The 19,647-nt window shown below is 45.1% G+C and carries 19 protein-coding genes; 4 read left to right on the top strand and 15 right to left on the bottom strand.

The window, feature by feature from the left end; all coding sequences use genetic code 11:
- The gene (locus tag GCWU000182_RS06875; RefSeq protein ID WP_035364296.1) at positions 1-231 is read right to left on the bottom strand and encodes a hypothetical protein; all 231 of its coding nucleotides are present in this window, start codon (positions 229-231) and stop codon (positions 1-3) included.
- Between the two features lie 326 nt (positions 232-557).
- Here GCWU000182_RS06875 and GCWU000182_RS06870 point away from each other — a divergent pair, with 326 nt between their 5' ends.
- From GCWU000182_RS06870 to GCWU000182_RS06855, 4 genes are all read left to right on the top strand, one after another.
- The gene (locus tag GCWU000182_RS06870; protein WP_023392089.1) at positions 558-899 is read left to right on the top strand and encodes a helix-turn-helix domain-containing protein; all 342 of its coding nucleotides are present in this window, start codon (positions 558-560) and stop codon (positions 897-899) included.
- Between the two features lie 62 nt (positions 900-961).
- Positions 962-1,606, top strand: coding sequence for an ImmA/IrrE family metallo-endopeptidase (locus tag GCWU000182_RS09665; protein ID WP_023392088.1), 645 nt, complete (start codon positions 962-964; stop codon positions 1,604-1,606).
- A gap of 14 nt (positions 1,607-1,620) precedes the next feature.
- Positions 1,621-2,100, top strand: a complete 480-nt coding sequence (locus tag GCWU000182_RS06860; protein WP_023392087.1) for a hypothetical protein — start codon at positions 1,621-1,623, stop codon at positions 2,098-2,100.
- Between the two features lie 5 nt (positions 2,101-2,105).
- Entirely contained in the window at positions 2,106-3,227 is a 1,122-nt protein-coding gene (locus GCWU000182_RS06855) for a tyrosine-type recombinase/integrase (protein ID WP_023392086.1), read from the top strand.
- Between the two features lie 78 nt (positions 3,228-3,305).
- Here the strand turns inward: GCWU000182_RS06855 and dnaJ are convergent, their stop codons facing one another.
- The 14 genes from dnaJ to nusA all read right to left on the bottom strand — a co-directional run bounded on the left by dnaJ (position 3,306) and on the right by nusA (position 19,645).
- Positions 3,306-4,463, bottom strand: coding sequence for a molecular chaperone DnaJ (gene dnaJ, locus GCWU000182_RS06850; protein ID WP_023392085.1), 1,158 nt, complete (start codon positions 4,461-4,463; stop codon positions 3,306-3,308).
- Between the two features lie 98 nt (positions 4,464-4,561).
- A complete protein-coding gene (gene dnaK, locus GCWU000182_RS06845; protein ID WP_023392084.1) occupies positions 4,562-6,394 on the bottom strand; it encodes a molecular chaperone DnaK in 1,833 nt (610 codons plus the stop codon).
- A 57-nt stretch (positions 6,395-6,451) separates the two neighbouring features.
- Positions 6,452-7,048 carry a nucleotide exchange factor GrpE gene (gene grpE, locus GCWU000182_RS06840; RefSeq protein WP_023392083.1) on the bottom strand — a complete coding sequence of 199 codons (597 nt, stop codon included), beginning with the start codon at positions 7,046-7,048 and terminating at the stop codon, positions 6,452-6,454.
- Positions 7,049-7,092: 44 nt separating this feature from the next.
- A complete protein-coding gene (hrcA, locus tag GCWU000182_RS06835; RefSeq protein WP_023392082.1) occupies positions 7,093-8,082 on the bottom strand; it encodes a heat-inducible transcriptional repressor HrcA in 990 nt (329 codons plus the stop codon).
- Positions 8,083-8,256: 174 nt separating this feature from the next.
- A complete protein-coding gene (locus GCWU000182_RS06830; RefSeq protein WP_023392081.1) occupies positions 8,257-9,126 on the bottom strand; it encodes a YitT family protein in 870 nt (289 codons plus the stop codon).
- A gap of 3 nt (positions 9,127-9,129) precedes the next feature.
- On the bottom strand, positions 9,130-10,302 hold the full coding sequence (gene hemW / locus GCWU000182_RS06825; RefSeq protein ID WP_023392080.1) for a radical SAM family heme chaperone HemW: 1,173 nt from the start codon (positions 10,300-10,302) through the stop codon (positions 9,130-9,132).
- A gap of 1 nt (position 10,303) precedes the next feature.
- Positions 10,304-11,251, bottom strand: coding sequence for a riboflavin biosynthesis protein RibF (gene ribF, locus GCWU000182_RS06820; protein WP_023392079.1), 948 nt, complete (start codon positions 11,249-11,251; stop codon positions 10,304-10,306).
- Between the two features lie 5 nt (positions 11,252-11,256).
- Positions 11,257-12,186 carry a tRNA pseudouridine(55) synthase TruB gene (gene truB, locus GCWU000182_RS06815; RefSeq protein ID WP_023392078.1) on the bottom strand — a complete coding sequence of 310 codons (930 nt, stop codon included), beginning with the start codon at positions 12,184-12,186 and terminating at the stop codon, positions 11,257-11,259.
- Positions 12,187-12,285: 99 nt separating this feature from the next.
- The gene (gene ppc / locus GCWU000182_RS06810) at positions 12,286-14,982 is read right to left on the bottom strand and encodes a phosphoenolpyruvate carboxylase (RefSeq protein WP_035364293.1); all 2,697 of its coding nucleotides are present in this window, start codon (positions 14,980-14,982) and stop codon (positions 12,286-12,288) included.
- Positions 14,983-15,119: 137 nt separating this feature from the next.
- Positions 15,120-15,479, bottom strand: a complete 360-nt coding sequence (gene rbfA, locus GCWU000182_RS06805) for a 30S ribosome-binding factor RbfA (protein ID WP_023392076.1) — start codon at positions 15,477-15,479, stop codon at positions 15,120-15,122.
- Between the two features lie 14 nt (positions 15,480-15,493).
- Complete coding sequence (gene infB / locus GCWU000182_RS06800; RefSeq protein ID WP_023392075.1) at positions 15,494-17,791, bottom strand: translation initiation factor IF-2; 2,298 nt, start codon at positions 17,789-17,791, stop codon at positions 15,494-15,496.
- Between the two features lie 38 nt (positions 17,792-17,829).
- Positions 17,830-18,126: a L7Ae/L30e/S12e/Gadd45 family ribosomal protein gene (locus GCWU000182_RS06795; protein ID WP_023392074.1), complete on the bottom strand. Its 297-nt coding sequence runs from the start codon at positions 18,124-18,126 to the stop codon at positions 17,830-17,832.
- Positions 18,123-18,428, bottom strand: a complete 306-nt coding sequence (gene rnpM / locus GCWU000182_RS06790) for an RNase P modulator RnpM (RefSeq protein ID WP_023392073.1) — start codon at positions 18,426-18,428, stop codon at positions 18,123-18,125. The genes GCWU000182_RS06795 and rnpM overlap by 4 nt, the downstream gene beginning before the upstream one ends.
- 23 nt (positions 18,429-18,451) lie before the next feature.
- Entirely contained in the window at positions 18,452-19,645 is a 1,194-nt protein-coding gene (gene nusA, locus GCWU000182_RS06785; RefSeq protein WP_023392072.1) for a transcription termination factor NusA, read from the bottom strand.
- Between the last annotated feature and the right edge of the window lie 2 nt (positions 19,646-19,647).

The following is a 19,647-nucleotide window of genomic DNA, read 5'->3' as shown; positions in this document are numbered from 1 at the left end:
TTACCGTCCATAGTGCAAGTCGCCGTATCGGTCTTCGTATTCAAACCAATGATCAGAAATATTTGGTCCGTCCACTCTTACTTTTCTTGTTGCGTGACATAACTCCGATGTCCCTAAACAAGTTTCAAAACGCATATCGGATGGCGTGTTACATCTGTCACCCATATAGTAAGTAAATGGGTAAGGGCCGTTTTTGATTCTTTCTTTAACGTTCAAAATCTCGGTTTCCATTTCAACCTCTCCTTTCTTGAATGTAAGGGGTGTTAAAGATTTCGTAACCGAATCGGTTAAAACTATTGACATGTCACAACCTTTAGGTTAATATATAGGCGTGATTAAATAAGACTAATAAATAGGCGCCTGTATTAACCTTATCACCGTTCCCCAACGATTTAGGCTATGTTGCAAGGTCTTTTTATTAACGCTTTTAGTTACGAAATCTTTAACAGGAATACCTTACGAAACATATATTACACCTTTTTGGTTGTTTTTGCAAGCGTAAAATTAACCTTTTGGATAAATATTTTGTTTCGTACGATAGAAAGGTTGATATATCAATGTTTTCGACGTTCGAAATTATCAAAGATTTATGTCGCCAACGCAAGATTTCGATTGCAAAGGTGGAGTCTGATTTGGGTTATAGTCGAAATACCCTGTACAAAATGAAGACCCAAACACCTAGTGCAGAAAGAATCAAAGAATTGGCAGATTACTTCCAAGTTAGTGCCGATTATTTGTTATCCAGAGAGGTGGACACACACCCTACGTACGCCCAATTTTTCCGAGTGGACGTCTCTGACTTAACTGACTCAGAGAAAGAAGAGTTCGAGCAAGAGATGCAGGCCATGAGTGATTTTATTGCTGAGCGCATTCGTATTCGGAAGGCACAAAAAGATTAAGTCCCCACACTTTCTCTTTTTTTGAGTATTTTACGAACATATATTCGATTGGAGATGACGCCATGTACATTAACAGTGAGCATGTATATTTTAAGGTCGAACGGAAACTAGATGAAGTAATGCAAGATGTATCCAACTACTTCGACCTTCCCCCATCAAAATTACGGCACACTCATTTTAGAGAATATTGCGACCTTGCCCTTGGTTTCGAATTCCACCCTAAGATCACTGGATATATCAGCCAACGAAAACTAGAGGCTTTTATCCAATTCACTGAGGTTGGCCCAATTATTATGTATAACCCTAACGTTAGAAACACTGGAAGAGTTAACTGGTCTATATCTCATGAGATATGTCACGCACTCCTGGAGCATAACAAAACAGGAACACAAGTATTCTCTCAACTTATCAACGAAGGCGGTTATTCTTATGAGGATAAAGAGCTTGAACTAGAAGCTAACTTTGGAGCGAGCATCCTGATGATGAATACCCATGCACTCGAACATTTTATTGAGGTAGAGAGTCCTTTTAACAACTTGTGCTTTGAATTCTGCATGAGTTATGCAGCACTAAGCAATCGCCTGATAAACTATTTGATGTTCCATCACGGATTCTCTTATAACGCTGCCAATAAAGCTGTGGACTTATTTAAGCACAATGAGATTACACTGAAGCAAGCAATTAATAATTCGCTAGATTACATTTAGGAGATGACCCAATTATGAGAAAACTATTTTTATTGCTCCCCTTCTTCTTGATGCTGAGTGGGTTTACAATGCCGAAAGAAAAAGACCTGGTTCATATTGATGATATCGAATGGACAAAGCAGACCCTTGCCGAAAGGTTAGATGGTAAAAATGAGTGGACGGATGAGGCCGACACTAGCGGTAAATTTAATAGAATTCATACACTTCTTCACTTCGAAAAAGGGTCAGCTACAATTCGAGTTAAAGAGAATAAAGTTGCAATGGTAGAGTTTTTCTTCAATTCAAAAAGAGAAGCGAAAAACATGCTAAATGATATAGGTTTCGGGGTCAGCAAAAATATTATTGATGTTTTAGACGGTAAATTAGAAGGATACCATGTTGTTACATCAGATAAGATGATAATCTTTGCTAAGGACTCAGATATCTTTTTACTTATGGTGGTTTACAACCAAGGTACAATTAGTGATTTTATGGACACCATAGACAAGGACTGATACCCATGTGGATAGAACAACTACCAAACGGCAAGTACCGATACTGCGAACGGTTCAAAAACCCACACACTGGAAAAGTCAAAAAAATAAGCCTTGTTAGCTCTAAAAAGAACGACAAGGCAAATATGTCTGTTAAGTTATATGAAGCCTACACAGCCACGCTAGGGGCTACTAGCGCATCATCTGAGGTTAGCTTTGGTGAGTTAGTAGATGAGTGGTTCTCTGTGTATGTCCAAACAGTAAGGAAGAGCACAGCGATTAACCGGCGAAACGTTGTGGATCATATCAAATCTGATCTCGGTCACTTTTTGGCAAGTAAAGTTGATGACATTATGATGAATCAGCACTTGCTTAGATTATCAAAGTCAGGCAGACCTTACTCTTATACTAACAAACGTAGAGAAGTACTTAAACATATCATTAAGTTCGGTGTGAAGTATGGGTACTATGACAATGATTTTAGTGAAAAACTGGTAGTCGAGCGAATTAACATGCCGAAAGAAAACACCTATAAATACCTGGAGCACGATGAGATTAAATCTCTCGTTCAGCAACTGGAAGAAATGGGAAAACCGGAAGTTGCTAATCTAAGCATGTTTCAGATGCTGACAGGCGTTCGAATTGGAGAAGCTGTTGCAATAGATTACGAACAGGACATTGATTTGACATCCAGGACTATTACCATTAACAAAAGTTGGAGTCACATGGTTAATGATTTTGGGCCAACTAAAACTGGCAAAGACAGAGTGATACATATCAACGATGACACAATCGCCTTAATAAAGAAACAGATACTTATTTCTAAGACAAAGAAGTTGAGATATAAGTCTATTTCTCCTGATAACACTCTACTATTCACCACTAGAACCGGCAAGCCTTATTCTTTGCTTCAGTTCAATAGAGAACTATCAAAGGTTAACATACCAGGCAAAAGAGTAACCACGCATTATTTTAGACACACCTTTGTAACCCTAGCGATTGAACATGGTATCCCCCTGCATCTTATTGCGCATCATGTGGGGCATACAGATACTAAAATGATTGAAAAAATCTATGCCCATCACTCTCAAAAATTAGATGATTCTTTACGGCAATCAATCGAGAGGATGACAGTGAATTTTATCTAAACTGCCCCACGTTTGCCCCATAGACAAAAAAAGACCGACAGAAACATCGTTCTGACGGTCTTTTTTATTGCGTATTAATTATTTGCCTTCAAACATATCCTTCATCTTATCGAAGAAGCCACCTTCATGGCCCTTGACAGATTCGCCACTAGATTCAGCCAATTGCTTGAAGAGATCCTTTTGACGATCTGTTAAGCGTTTAGGTGTCACGACTTTGACGGACACGTGTTGATCCCCCTTGCGGCCACCGCGAAGACTTGGGGCTCCCTTCTCACGTAAACGGAAGGTGGTACCAGTTTGGGTACCAGCCGGGATTTTCAGTTTGACGTTACCATGAACGGTTGGCACCTTGACTTCATCCCCTAGGGCTGCCTGGCTAAAGCTAATTGGCAGTTCGTAGAAGATTTCAGTGCCTTCACGTTCAAAGATATCACTCTCTTCGACCTGGAAGACCACATAGAGGTCGCCGTATGGGCCGCCATTAGTGCCGGCTTCACCTTGACCAGATACCCGCATTTGTTGGTTGTCTTCTACTCCTGCAGGGACGGTGACTTTAACTGAATGCGCTTGGGTTTCTGTCCCAGCACCATGACAGGTGCTACATTTTTCCTTGATTTCTTTACCAGTCCCGTGGCAGACGTCACAGGTTGCCTGAGACATCATAGCACCAAATGGGGTATTACGTTGAACATTGATTACCCCAGAACCATGACACTTGTGACAGGTCACTGGCTCGGTTCCTTCCTTGGCACCAGAACCATGACAGGTATGACATTCTTGCTTGCGGTTGTAGGTGATGGTTACTTCCTTACCAAAAATGGCTTCCTCGAATTTGAGTTTAACCCGATATTGAAGGTCATCACCCCTACGGGCTGCACTGGCTCTTGAAGCGCCGGCACCACCCATACCGCCACCGAAGAAGGACTCGAAGATATCTTCAAAGCCACTAAATCCTCCGCCACTGAAGCCACCAAATCCGCCACCGCCAAAGCCGCCGGCACCATAGGAGCCGTCAGTGGCTGCGTGACCGTATTGGTCATACATGGAGCGTTTATCAGCGTCACTTAAGACTTCGTAGGCTTCGGTAATTTCCTTGAATTTATCAGCTGCATCTGCTTCTTTGTTAATGTCTGGATGATATTGTTTGGATAGTTTGCGATAGGCTTTTTTGATTTCGGCGTCACTAGCGTCTCGAGAGACCCCTAGGACGTCGTAGTAATCACGTTTATCTGCCATTTTCCCACTCCTTTTTTCAAGCCCTAGGGCTTATGACACAGTTAGATTAGAAAGGAAACGCCAAAGACAAGCTCTGGCGTTGTTCCTTACCTCATATATTAGTCGATTTCTTCGAACTCAGCGTCTACAACGTCATCGCCAGAGGCATTTGTATCAGCTTGAGCTTGCCCATTGCCTTGAGCTGCTTGAGCTTGGGCTGCGGCTTGCTCATAGAGTTTAACGGTTAAGTTTTGGACGATTTCATTGAGGGCGTCACGTTTAGCCTTCATTTGATCTAAATCATTGGCTTCGATGGCTGCCTTGAGTTCGTCACGAGCTGCTTCAGCCTTCTTAACTTCTTCTTCAGAAACCTTGTCTTTAAGGTCAGCTAAAACTTTGTCAGTTTGGAAGACTAATTGGTCTACTTCGTTACGGAGGTCAGCTTCTTCACGACGTTTCTTGTCGGCTTCAGCGTTAGCTTCCGCGTCTTTGACCATGCGGTCGATTTCTTCGTCAGTTAGACCTGAGCTAGACTTGATGGTGATGGTTTGTTCTTTACCAGTCCCTAAGTCCTTAGCACTTACGTTAACAATCCCGTTCTTGTCGATGTCAAAGGTAACTTCGATTTGTGGGATACCACGTGGTGCAGGTGGAATATCGGTCAATTGGAAGCGACCGAGGGTCTTGTTGTCAGCCGCCATTTGACGCTCCCCTTGGAGGACGTGTACGTCTACCGCAGGTTGGTTGTCAGCTGCTGTTGAGAAGACTTGTGACTTGCTAGTTGGGATGGTCGTGTTGCGGTCAATCAACTTAGTGAAGACGCCACCCATGGTTTCAATCCCTAATGACAGTGGTGTTACGTCTAAGAGGACGATGTCTTTCACGTCACCGGAGATAACCCCACCTTGAATAGCAGCACCCATCGCCACTACTTCGTCAGGGTTAACAGATTTGTTAGGTTCTTTGCCAGTTTCCTTACGAACCGCTTCTACAACGGCTGGAATACGAGTAGAACCACCAACCAAGATGACTTCGTCGATATCGGATTGAGATAAGCCAGCATCTTTGAGGGCTTGGCGAACAGGTTGTTTAGTACGTTCTACTAAATCGTGTGTTAATTCTTCGAATTTTGCACGCGTCAAGGTTAATTCCAAGTGAAGTGGGCCTTCAGCTGACGCAGTGATAAATGGTAAGCTGATTTGGGTAGTAGACACACCAGATAAGTCCTTCTTAGCTTTTTCCGCAGCGTCTTTTAGACGTTGGAGAGCCATCTTATCTTTAGAAAGGTCTACACCATGTTCTTTCTTGAATTCAGCTACTAAGTAATCCATGATCTTTTGGTCGAAGTCGTCCCCACCTAAGTGGTTGTCCCCTGAAGTTGACAATACGTCGAAGACGCCATCACCTAACTCTAGGATGGATACGTCGAAGGTACCGCCCCCTAAGTCGAAGACCAGGACTTTTTCTTCCTTGTCAGTCTTGTCTAAACCATAGGCCAAAGCAGCGGCTGTTGGTTCGTTGACAATACGTTCAACTTCTAAACCAGCGATTTTACCAGCATCTTTGGTTGCTTGACGTTGTGCGTCGTTGAAGTAAGCAGGTACCGTGATAACCGCTTTATCGACTTTCTCACCTAAGTAGTCTTCTGCATAAGACTTCAAGTATTGCAGAATCATAGCAGAGATTTCTTGTGGTGTGTAGTCTTTACCATCCATGTGGACCTTGTAGCTGCCGTCACCCATGTGACGTTTGATAGAGCTTACGGTTGATGGGTTGGTAACGGCTTGACGCTTAGCTACTTCCCCTACTTGGATTTCACCATTTTTGAAAGCCACAACAGATGGCGTTGTACGGTTTCCTTCTGGGTTTGGGATAATTTTTGCTTCGCCGCCTTCTAAGACAGATACGGCAGAGTTTGTAGTCCCTAAGTCAATACCAATAATTTTTGCCATAATAGTTTCCTCTTTTCTTTTAGTTTGATTTTTTAGTCTGGAATATTCATTAAATTGTTACTGAGCGACAATGACCATGGCAGGTCTTAAGACCCGGTCTTGTAGCATATAGCCTTTTTGCAAGACATTAATGACGGTATCAGCTTCCTGACCCTCGCCTGCAGGCATCATACTAACTGCCTGATGGAAATTAGGATCAAAGGCTTGGTTCAATGGGTCAATAACGCTAATGCCTTCTTTTTCAAAGGCTTGTTGGAACTGCTTATAAACCATCTCGATGCCCTTATGGATGGCTTTGGCATCTTCAGACTCAGCTGGGGTTGCCAAGGCGCGTTCCAAGTTATCAGCTACATCTAAGAGATGGCTGGCCAAGCTTTGCGAGCGATATTTGGCTGCATCTTGGCGTTCACGTTGGTTAATGCGTCGCATGTTCTGGATTTCTGCTTGCAAGCGTAAGAGTTGGTCGGATAAAGCTTCTTTTTCAGCCTCTAACTGACTGACTTGGTCCTCCGCTTCTTCAATAGCTTGATCTAGGCTCTCGCTTGATTGATCAACTTGAACCTCTGCTTGATCAGCACTGTCTTGAATCTTATCAAGCATTTCATCTTGAACAGGCGTGTCTTGCTTGAGCACTTCTTTTTCTGTGTTTGACACGTAATCGCCTCCTTTAAGGGTTTGGTAATTCTGGGTATGGCTACTTAATAATGGGCCAGTTCATGCGTGATGTGATGCATCAAGCCCAGTACACGCTGATAAGGCATAGTAGCGGGACCAACTAGGCCGATGATGACCTGTTGTGCTTGATACTGATAGGATGAGGTCACTAGACTGACGTCTGCTAGGCCTCCCAATCCCAGTTCAACTGCTAAGCCTTGCTTGGCTTCAAGTAGTTGGAACATTTCTGCTGACCCATCGATTAGGTTGAAGAGTCGCTTGTAATCTGACACTTCTACTGAATCGAATAAGTTATTCTTACCACTGACATAGTAACTACGCCCCTTTAAATGGCGCATTAATTTGGTGATAACTGACGAAAAGTCGACTTGGAAGCCAACTAAGCGCTGCATCAAGAGTGGCAAGGTCAATTTAAGTCGTTGCTGTGCTTCTAGTAAGGATAAGCCAACAATTTCCTGGTTGATAGCTTGAGTCAGACGACCCAAGTCCTCTCGGCTTAAGGATCTTGGTAAATCTACTAGATCACTTTCAACGCTTCCCTTGTCAGTCAAGACGATGGCCACAATCCGACTCTCGCTAAGTTGTATCAAGCGGAACTCACTTAAATGATATTGTTCCTTGGATTCTCCCAAAACGACGGCCGTATAGCCAGTTAAGGAGACCAAGATATCAGCCGCCAATTGGGCGTGCTGCATAGCGTCAAAATGGCGATCTCGGAAGATAGATTGAATTACTTCACTATCTTGCTTGGCCATTTGAATATCTGCTTGATCCTCAATCAGTTGATCTACATAGTAGCGGTAGCCATCAAAGGATGGAATCCGTCCACTAGAAGAATGAGCCTTCTTGAGATAGCCAATGCGCTCAAGTGCCAACATATCGTTTCGTACGGTTGCCGGTGAGACATCCAATAGACTCTTCTGAAGCAGGGTCTTAGACCCAATCGGTTCTTCATACTGGCCATACAGCTGCACAATCAACTGTAAAATTTGTTGTTGCCTGGCTGTTAACATTGTTCTCACCTCTTTTTTAGCACTCTTTTACCTCAAGTGCTAATGCTAGTATACACCCTATTTTACCCCCTGTCAACCCTTTTGGTCATAAATTTTAGCACTCTTTTTATTAGAGTGCTAATTTTACTCAGAATAAAAACTCGCACTGGTCAAAAGCGCGAGTTTATAAGCTTTTTAGCGATGAGGAATCTGTTGACCAGTCTCAGCATCTAGATAGAATGAGAAGCCTTCCCCGTGTACTTGTTGGACATTGGAGATAATCATAAAGGCAGTTGGATCAATCTCAAGCACCGTCCGTTGCAGAGGCAGGATTTGGTTACGGCTAAGCACAATGAAGAGGACATCTTTCTCATTGCGGGTGTAGTAACCTTCCCCTTTGAGGATGGTGATCCCACGCTGAATGCGTTGGGAAATAGCCTGTGCCACTTTATCCGATTCCTTGGAGATAATGGTAACGGACTTCTTAGGGTTGAAACCTTCTAAGATGAAGTTCATGATGCGGGTAAAGACAACCAACATGGCTAAGGTTAAGACAGTCTTTTCTAGGCCGATAACAAAGGAAGTTGAAAGTACGACGACCGTATCAATCATGAGGAAGCCAGCAGAGGTGTTAATCCCAAAGTATTTATTAAGAATCATCACAATAATGTCAGCCCCAGCAGTAGTCCCGCCGCCTAGGAAGACCAAACCAAGCCCTACCCCAATCATGGCCCCACCCATAAGAGGAATAATCATAGAGTTATCTGGAATAAAGCCTGTGGAAGGCAGAATCTTCTGGAAGATAGAAATACACATCACTGAAACAATGGTTAGATAGAGGGTTTCTCTTTCTAAATAGCGCCAGCCAATAATCAAGAGGACCACGTTGATAATCCAGTAAGTAATGGCGTTATCCCAACCTAGCGTATACTTGAGTAGCAAAGTGACCCCGGTCACGCCGCCCTCCCCCATATGGTTAGGTAAGAGTAACAAATTAATAGCATAGGCGAAGATTAAACTCCCTACTACTACTAGAAATAAATTCTTTAAAAATTTACGATTCATCAATTAATCCTCCTTATTCATTATTTGTGGTCTCTCCTTGAGCCAGCCAATTAAGTCCCGAAAGACTAGATCGGCTAGGAAAAGTCCTCTTGTAGTTAAATAAATGCGATTACTTTCTTCTATTAAAAGTCCTCGCTCAGCTTGCTGTCTGAAGAAATCAGCAAACAAAACTTCTGCGCGATGGCCAAAGCGGTCATAGAAGTCTGTCAGGCAGACACCTTGCGTGGTCCGTAAGGCTAAGAAAAGAAATTCTTCCATCTGGTCCACTAAGTCCAGGGGACTGGCGTCAATAATGGGCTTATTGCCCGCTCTCAATTGTTTGAGATAATGGTGAACAGGTCCGTGATTGTAGTAGCGGGTGCCATCTAAGAATCCATGGGCCCCCGCCCCAAAGCCATAATAAGGCGTATAACGCCAATAACCTAAATTGTGTTGCGATTCAAAGCCAGGTTTAGCAAAGTTAGAGACTTCGTACTGCTCAATTCCTGCTTCCCTCAGCCGGTCAATGGCTAATTGGAACATATCAGCATCTACATCCTCGCTAGGTAGGGGTAATTTGCCCTGACGCATGAGCTGCTGAAAGACCGTCTGATTCTCAATAATCAGAGAATAGAGGGAATAATGCGGCAAATCCAAGGATAAGGCCTTGGTTAAGCTCTCATCGAAGTCTGCCAAAGTCTGCTCTGGTAGGCGAAAAATCAAATCAATACTGAGATTATCAAAGCCTACCTGACGAAACCAGTCAATGGACTGATAGATTTGCTTTTCCCGATGGTTACGTCCGATTTTACGCAACAGTCGGTCATTGAAGGTCTGGACTCCCATACTAATACGGTTGACTCCTTGGTCTTTGAGCAAACGGCATTTTTCTAGGCTAAGTTCACCTGGGTTAATCTCAAAAGAAAATTCGGTCTTGTCCGTCAGGGGCAAGCGCCGGTGAATAGAAGCTAGCAAGTAGTCTAACTCAGATAGAGACAAGCAACTTGGGGTCCCGCCGCCTATGTAGAGGGTATCCAGGGGCTGCTTTTGATCCAAATCATAGGCAGCCATTTCCTGGTCCAAGGAAGCCAGATAATCCCCAACTGGTTGACCATCATAGAAGAACTTATTAAAAGCACAATAATGGCAAATTTTCTTGCAGAAAGGAATATGGATATAGGCGGCCTTGGCTTGCATGCTAACCCTCCTTCTTGATTTCTTGGAAGTAAGCTTGAGAAGCCGCTTGGTCAGCCTGCAGTTGTTGAATCAGGCCTTGCACTGATTCAAATTTGACTTCGCCACGGAGGTAGTGATGCCAACGCACCTTGACAGTTTCACCATAAATGAGCTGGTTGAAGTTAAAAATATGCACCTCACAGGTCAAACCGGTATCCGTCTCAAAGGTCACATTATAGCCAATCGACGCCATGCCTTGATGCCAAATGCCGTTGACTTGAATCTCGACCACATAGATACCCGGCCCTGGTTGGACTTGGCCAGCTTGGGGACGAATATTAGCCGTTGGGAATCCAATGGTTCGCCCTCTCTTCTCACCATGAACAACTACACCACTTGTCTCATAGACATAGCCTAGAGCCAAATTGGCCTCATCAATTTTCCCTTCTAGTAAGAGTTCACGGATGGGCGTCGAGCCAATTTTCTCTTGATTAAGTACAAGTTCAGGCACTTCAATAATCTGGAAGCGACCAGCCGCATGTTGTGGCAAGGTGGACATGTTGGCTTCTTCCTTTGGACCATAAGTATAGTCAAAGCCCGCTACCACCACCTGAGCCTTAAGCCCGACAATGTAATTTTCAACAAAGGCCTGAGGAGATTGGGAGCCAAAGGGATAGGTAAAGTCAACTAAGAAGACCATGTCCACCTGATTAGCTTCAAGCAAGTCCATCTTACGGTCTAAGTCTGACAGGTAATCCATCTCGGCTGCGGTCAGGCGACTATAGACGATTTTAGGATGTTGGTTGAAGGTCATAACCGCCAAAGGTAGGCCTAAACGGTCTGCTTGGCGGCGTCCGGCTTGAATGACTGCCTGATGCCCCCGGTGCACGCCATCGAAGAAGCCTAAGACTAGGACAATAGGCCCCTTAAGCTGCGGAATATTTGGATGGTGTATACGAATAATTTCCATGTTGTCTATCGTGACTCCTCTTCATAGGTAAACATCTTTAAAGGCTTGACCATGCCGGGTTTGCTTGGATGTGGTCCATAAATAGCTTGTACTTTGCCTTGGTAGAAGCAAGCAGTGGCCTGCTGAATAGTTTGGCTGAAGGCCGTGCCTGGCACAACCTGCCCATTCTTGACCATAGGCCACTCTGAATCTTGCAAGTGGTAGTGTGGGCAGAAGTTGATCGCTTGATCCAGTGGCACTAGGATCTGGCCCACCCGCCCTTGATCTGCCGCTTGGGCTACTTCTTCTAGGCTATGGGCCTGAGACAGGCTGTAGCCCCCCGTTAGGTAGCGGACCAGATGGGACATGTGACTTGGATAGCCTAACTTAGCGCCTAAATCAACTGCAAGCGTTCTGACATAGGTCCCCTTACCGCATTGAACATCAAAAGACCAACGTTGTAGACCTTCTTGTGGGTCGAATTCACTGGCCCCCAGTCGTTCAAAGCGGTCAATCCGAGCTATTCGGCGCGGACGTTCTACTTGCTGACCCGCACGGGCATATTCATAGAGGCGCTTGCCGGCTACCTTAACTGCCGAATAGTAAGGTGGAATCTGAACAATTTCTCCCAGAAAAGTCGCCATAGCGGCGTCAATTTCGGCATCAGACACTGGATCTTCAAGTCGCTTCCGCTCGACAGGCGCCCCGTCGGCATCCTCTGTCTCGGTAGAAAATCCTAAGGTAATTTCACCTCGGTAGCCCTTTTGTCCGTCCATGAGATCCTCCACTAGCTTAGTAGCCTGCCCTATACAACAGACTAAGACGCCTGCTACGTTAGGATCCAAGGTACCGGTGTGGCCAATGCGTTTGGTTCTGAGAATTTTGCGTAATTTAAAGACAACATCGTGACTGGTCATGCCAACTGGTTTATTGATTACCAAGATTCCGTGATACATAGGTTGCGACGCTCCTTTAAATTTAATAACGATTTATTATATCAGATTTAGCCCCAAAAGACTAACAAATCCGCTTAGACAGTGCTTTTTGAAGAGCTATCAACCTGAATTACGCAAGCCTGTCGCTATCCCATTAATGGTGATGTGCAGAATCTTGCTAGCCAAAGGACTGAGCGCCTCTTGGCGGGACCGTCTAATCAGTTCTACCTGTAAGTAATTAAGGGCATTGAAGTAAGGTAGACGCATGGCTAAGGAGTCACGCAAGTAATTATTTTGTGCCAAGAGCTGTTCTTCCCCTTCTATTTGTAAGAGGAGATCCTTAGTACGCTGCCACTCTGCCTCTAGTTTTTGGAAAATAGCTTGTCCCTCAGGTTCCTCAACTAGTTGGCTGTAGTAAGAGGCCACTTCCATATCAGACTTAGCCAAGACCATGTCTACATTTGACAGTAAGGCTCGGAAGAATGGCCACTCAGCATACATTTCTTGCAACAATGCTAGATGACTAGGGTCTTCCTCGATAAAACGTTGAAAGGCAGTCCCAACCCCATACCAACCTGGAAACATCATGCGGCTCTGTGACCAAGAGAAGACCCAAGGAATAGCCCGCAAGCCATCAATATCGGTCACTTTCTTACGTGAGGCTGGACGAGAGCCAATATTGAGTTGGCTCACTTCCTTAATTGGTGTTGCTTGGAAGAAGAATTCAGAGAAGCCAGGTGTTGCAAAAACAAGCTGACGATAGGCTTGGTAGCTCCAGTCAACCAAGCGATTCATGACTGCCTCGTAAGGACTGCTGTCATGGACCTCATGTGCTAAGAGGACGTGAGAGAGCGAAGCGACTAACATGTTTTCTAATTGGTAATAGGCTGTATCGGGATTACCATACTTGGTCCCGATGACTTCGCCCTGCTCTGTTACTCGCATAAGACGGTTAATGGTTCCAATAGGTTGCGACATAATCGCCTCATAACTTGGCCCACCGCCACGTCCGACCGTTCCCCCACGACCGTGGAAGAAGCTAATGGTAATGCCCTCCTGCTTGCCCAAACGAGTTAATTTATTCTGAGCCAAATAGAGGGCCCAACCAGATGCCAGATAGCCTCCATCCTTGTTGGAATCTGAGTAGCCCAGCATAATTTCCTGACACCAATCTTGGCTTGCTAACCATTTCTGAACAAGAGGCAGGCGCAAGTAAGTGGTCATGACCTCTAGAGCTTCTTCTAAGTCTTCAATAGTCTCAAAGAGTGGCACTAATTGGACATGAGCAAAGTCGGGTCCGACCAAGCCCACTTCTTTGAAGAGTAAGGCCAGTTCTAGTAAGTCTGAGACGGAAGTAGTATGGGAAATAATGTGGCGTTTAATGATGCGGTGTCCTAGGCGTTTTTGTAGGTCCGCGACAGCTTGGTAAATAGCCAACTCACGAGTCAGAATAGCTGATGCTTGATTTAAGGCGCTGGATAAGCGACGTGGCTCTTGGGTTAGCTGGTGCAAGAGGCATTGAACCTTGCTGGCTTCGTCTAGCTGACTATAAGCTTCCTCCACCTTGGCTTGTGCCAATAATTCAGCTACACAGGTTTCATTAATACTAGAGTCCTGTCTCAGATCGATACTAGCTAAATGAAAACCAAAGATTTCCAAACAGACAATTAAGGATTCTAGAGGAGCTAAAGTGTGTGACTCCTTACCATCGGCTTTAAGCGCCTCTGAAACAAGGACTAAATCAGCCTTGAAGCTCTCAGCATCTGGATAGGCTTGGGCTTCTACTTGACAAGCCTCCCCTAAAATCAAGGCTTTGCTAGCGCAAAGGCGATTCTTAATAGTGTTTAAGGCTTTACGATAGGGTTCTTTTTGGCGGAAAATTGAGTAATCTTCAGATTCTTCCGCTAATGCAGCTAATTCGGGCGTCACAGCAACTAAATCACTCGAGAAAGAATAGCGACGATAAAGTTGGTCCAGACTGCTTAAGTAATAGTCTAAAATGACTTGTGATTGAATGCTGGCGGTCAATCTAAGGGTTTCGGCGGTGACATAGGGATTGCCGTCGCGATCCCCGCCAATCCACATGCCCATGGTAATGGGCAGAACTTGCTGAGACTCAATCTCCAGATCCGACAAGGCTTGCCGATAATTGAGGGTAATATCCGTGATACTTTCAATCAGAGATTTCTGATAATAGGTCATAACATTGGCAATTTCATTCGCGACTTGTAACTTCTGTTCACGAATCAAGTCTGTACCTAAGATAATTTCGATGACTGCTTCAAGCTCGTGTTGCCAAGCCTGACGGTCTAAAAACTCAGGCCTTGTATTGCGATAGTCCGTCAATAAGCCGTAAAGCTTATCCATGAGATCTAGCATGGACTTACGTTGGACCTGAGTAGGATGAGCAGTGAGAACTGGCTCAATGGTCATGGGACGTTGGAGAACTTGTCCCTTGCCTGCTTGCTTGATGGCGGCCAAAGTAGCGGGCAACTCCCCTTCTAAATCAGCGTGACGACAACGTTTCATTTTGATTTGACTTGCTAACTCAACGTCTTCCGCAATGTTAATCAAGAGTGGCAAGGCCGAAAAGTAACGGGCTACTAGCGCCAAATCTTCTTCAGCCAAGGGCTGAATAGCCGCCACATAGGCTGCGTAGTCTCCTTGGTCTGCTAAATGCTTGAGCTTGGCTAATAAGGCTTGCTGTTGGGGTGAGGTCATGGAAGTAAAGGCTCGCTCAAGAGCATCTGTAAGAAGCTGAGATAAATGTGCGACTTGACTCTGTTGAATCTGGTTTTCAATATTCACGGATGTCACCTTCTCTTTAGCAAAATATCTTACTCTTATTATAGGTTAAATAGGCTAGTTAAACAAGTCGCCCTCCTCATACTTGTGCTGACATGGTCACATTTTAGCGCATAAAAAAGAGACTAGGCTGACCTAGTCTCTTTGGTTTATTCTGCTTGATCTTTTTGGTGAATTTGATTGAGTAATTGATCAATACGATTGCCGTAATCCACCGAACGGTCACGTTCAAAGCGGATTTCAGGTGTCTTGTAGAGCTTGAGAACCTTGCCCAGTTCACTTCGAACCAGACCAGTTACAGCCTTAAGCCCTGCTTCCGTCTTCTGACGTTGCCCCGCCTTATCGCTGAGTGTTGAGTAGAAGATGGTAGCCTGTTGCAAGTCACCAGTTAAGTCCACATCGGTAATAGTCACGCCTTCGATACGCGGATCTTTGGCTTCGCGTAGCAAAATACGGTTGACTTCACGCATGATTTCTTGGCGAACACGGCCTACACGATAGTTTGCCATAGGCTTACTCCCTCCTAGCTACGTTTGACTTCAACCATACGGTATGGTTCGATGATGTCGTCAATCTTAATGTCGTTATAGTTTTCAATCATAATCCCGCACTCAAAGCCCTTAGATACTTCTTTGGCATCGTCTTTGAAGCGCTTGAGGCTTGCTAATTCGCCTTCGTAGATGACGATGTTGTCACGAATAATCCGAACCTTGCTGTTACGTTGGATGAAACCATCTAAGACATAAGAACCTGCAATGGTCCCAACCTTAGAAACTACGAAGGTTTCACGAACAACTACTTGACCGGTAATTTCTTCCACGTATTCAGGATCTAACATACCCTTCATGGCTGTTTCGATTTCCTCGATGACATTATAGATAATGCGGTGAAGACGAATATCGATTTCGTTATCGTTAGCCAAGGAACGCGCTTGTGGCGTAGGACGGACGTTAAAGCCGACTACGATGGCACCTGAAGCTTGAGCTAAGGTGATATCACTTTCGTTGATGGCCCCTACCGCTTGGTGGATAATGTCCACGCGGACGCCTTCAACATCAATCTTCTGAAGACTAGCGGACAAGGCTTCAACGGAACCTTGTACGTCCCCTTTGATGATGACATTAACAGACTTGAGCTCGCCTTCTTGCAGGCTCTCGAACAAGTTGTCCAAGGTCACCTTCTTCTTAAGGTCACGCATAGCCAATTGAGCACGTTTAGCACGTTCTTCACCCGCTGCACGCGCAGATTTTTCGTCTGGGAAGACGACAAAGAGATCACCTGCTTGTGGGGCGTCATTCAAACCAGTAATTTCCACTGGTGTAGCTGGACCAGCCTGACGAATACGACGACCGGCATCGTTAACCATGGTCCGGACTTTACCAAAGGTGTTCCCGACAACGATTGGATCACCGACATTTAGGGTCCCTTGTTGTACCAAGAGGGTTGCGGTTGACCCTTGAGACTTGTCTAAACGAGCTTCGATAACGGTCCCGATAGCCAAGCGATTAGGATCAGCCTTCAATTCTTCCACTTCAGAAACTAAGAGAATCATTTCTAAGAGTTCTTCAATGTTTTGATTGAACTTGGCAGAAATTGGCACAAAGATGGTTTCCCCACCCCATGCTTCAGGAATCAAACCGTACTCGGTTAATTCTTGCATGACACGATCAGGGTTAGCACCTGGCTTATCAATCTTGTTAATAGCTACGATGATTGGAACCTCAGCCGCTTTAGCGTGGTTGATGGCTTCAACTGTTTGTGGCATGACCCCGTCATCTGCTGCTACCACGATAATAGTGATGTCGGTAACATCAGCACCACGGGCACGCATGGTAGTGAAGGCCTCGTGACCAGGTGTATCCAAGAAGGTAATTAACTTGTCGTTAATCTTAACTTGGTAGGCCCCAATATGTTGGGTAATCCCGCCGGCTTCGCCTTCAGACACATTGGTGTTACGCAATTGGTCCAAGAGCGTGGTTTTACCATGGTCGACGTGACCCATGATGGTTACAACTGGTGGACGTGCTACTAAGTTTTCAGGCTTAATTTCTTCTTGGGCAAAGTGACGTTCCAAGTCAGCATTATCAATGACCACTTTTTCTTCCGCTTCTACCCCATATTCCATGGCAATTAATTCAATGACTTCCTTGGAAAGGGCTTGGTTTTGGTTGGCCATAACTCCTAGCATGAGGAGTTTCTTGATGATTTCACTGGCGTCACGGTGGAAGAGCTTAGCAATCTCCTGGATATTCATGCCTTCCGTGTAAACTAACTTCTCTGGCAATTCCTTATGCTTACGCGCTGTAATCCCCTTGGATTCCGTTACGTTGGCATTTTGACGGTTGTGACGACCGCGGTTCTTACGGCGGCTACCGCCAGCCCGACGATTGCCATCAAAGTCTGCTTGATTGTGACGTTGATTTTGGTTGTTAGACTGTTGGCCATTGTGGCGGTTGCCTTCAGGCTTAGCCTTGGCTTGGCCTTCGTGGTTTTTAGCAGACTCCTGGCCATGTGGCTTCTTAGCTTGCTTGTGACCTTGGTGGCCTTGATTTTGGCCCTTGTTGTCGGTTTGTTTGTGGCCTTGCTTAGCTTCAGACTTAGCCTTAGGTGCTGGCTTGTCTTGTTTTGGTTTAGATGCTGCTTTCTCTGCAGGCGCAGCTTTTGGTTGACGCAATAAGCGTTCCAATTCTTGAGTTTGGCCCTCGGTCATGGAGGACATATGGCTATTGAATTCAATACCATTCTTTTTAGCCAATTCTAATACAGCCTTAGAGCTCATATTATGCGCTTTGGCAAATTCATATACGCGACTAACTGTCATTGTCTCACCTTCCTATTCCTAAGAAATGGTCAGTAGGGCTAGTAGGAAAGATAGGTCTTGGCCATGCCCTGATTGGTGATGGCCACAATCGAACGAGTCTTTCCCACAGCGTGACTGATTTGTTCTCGGTTAAATGTCATTTCTAGTGGAACATGATAGCGCTGGGACCAATCCTGATAACGTGCACTGGTGGCGTCGCTGACATCTTGGGCACAGAGGACCAAGGCAACACGTCCGCGTTTAATGGCTTTCTCGACCAGTTCGTCACCACTAATCAGGTTACCCGACCGGTTGGCCAAGCCTAACATGTTCAATTTCTTTTGTTCTGGTGTCATAGTAATTCTTTACGCGCCTGTTGATGATCAATATAGGCATAGAGCTCATCGTAGAAGGCGTCTTCCACTTTCATACTGAAAGCACGGTCAAAAGTCCGTTTCTTCTTGGCTTCCAAGGCTAGATTGCGGTCTAGGCCAATATAGGCACCACGACCATTTTGACGACCGCTTGGGTCAATCGAAATCTGTCCTTCTTTGGATTTGACCACCCGGACCAGTTCCTTCTTAGGGAACATGGTCTGGGATACAATACATTTACGCATTGGCACCTTACGTGGTGCTTGCTGTTTCTTCGTTTGCATCGGGTCCCCTCCTTCACTTAGCCTTATTGATCGCTAGCAGGTTCAGCTTCAAGCACTGCCTCTTCCGCTTCTACAGCTTGATCACGCGCCTCGACTACAGAATCATCTGTTGAATCTTGGTCTTGAGCGGCTTCAGCTGCAGCTTGAGCTTCTAAGGCTAAGGCGGCTTGCTCTTCTAAGTAGTCAGCATAAGAAGATTCTGACTTGATGTCAATCTTATAGGTAGTCAATCGAGCAGCAAGGCGGGCATTTTGACCTCGTTTACCGATGGCCAAGGATAATTGGTTATCCGGTACTACCACGATGCAAGCATGCGCTTCTTCGTTGAAATCAACCTTGATAACTTGAGCAGGGCTCAAAGCATTTTGGATGAAGACAACTGGATCTTCATTCCATTCGATGATGTCCATGTTTTCGCCGTTGAGTTCGTTAACGATGGCTTGAACACGTTGACCACGTGGGCCCACACAGGTCCCAACAGGGTCGATATTCTTGTCGCGTGAACGCACTGCTACTTTGGCACGGTCACCTGCTTCACGAGCGATGGCCATGACTTCAACCGTACCATCGTAGATTTCTGGTACTTCCTGTTCGAAGAGGCGGCGCAAGAAATCATTGTGAGCACGGCTGACCACGATTTGTGGGCCCTTGCTTGTCTTATCAACCTTGGCTACATAAACCTTAATACGTTGATCAGGTTCAAATTGTTCGCTAGGAATTTGTTCTCCAAGTGGCATGATAGCTTCCACACGACCAATATTGACATAGATAAAGCGGTGATCTTGACGTTCTACCGTCCCGGTCATGATTTCATCTACATATTGGCTGAATTCTTCGAAGATGTTTTCCCGCTCTGCTTCGCGAATACGTTGCATGATGACGTGCTTAGCTGTCTGAGTCGCAATACGACCGAAGTCCTTAGGTGTCACTTCGAATTTGATTTTGTCGCCAATTTCGTAAGCGCGGTTAATCTTGAGCGCTTCTTCTAGGCTGATTTCTAAGGTCGAATCATAGTTGGTTTCTACAACTTCTTTGACCGAGTAGACCTTAATGGTGCCCTTATTCTCATCGAATTGGACTTCCACGTTTTGGGCTTGGTCATAGTTTTTCTTATATGCTAGAGCTAAGGCAGATTCCAGGGCTTCCTTAATGACTTGGCGAGAAATCCCCTTTTCTTCTTCTAAAACCTGCATTGCTTTAACAAGTTCCTTACTCATTG

It is taken from the genome of Abiotrophia defectiva ATCC 49176, assembly GCF_000160075.2.
Taxonomy (GTDB): Bacteria; Bacillota; Bacilli; order Lactobacillales; family Aerococcaceae; genus Abiotrophia; species Abiotrophia defectiva.
Note: the sequence above shows the minus strand (reverse complement) of the source record. Positions and strands in the feature narration are given on the sequence as shown.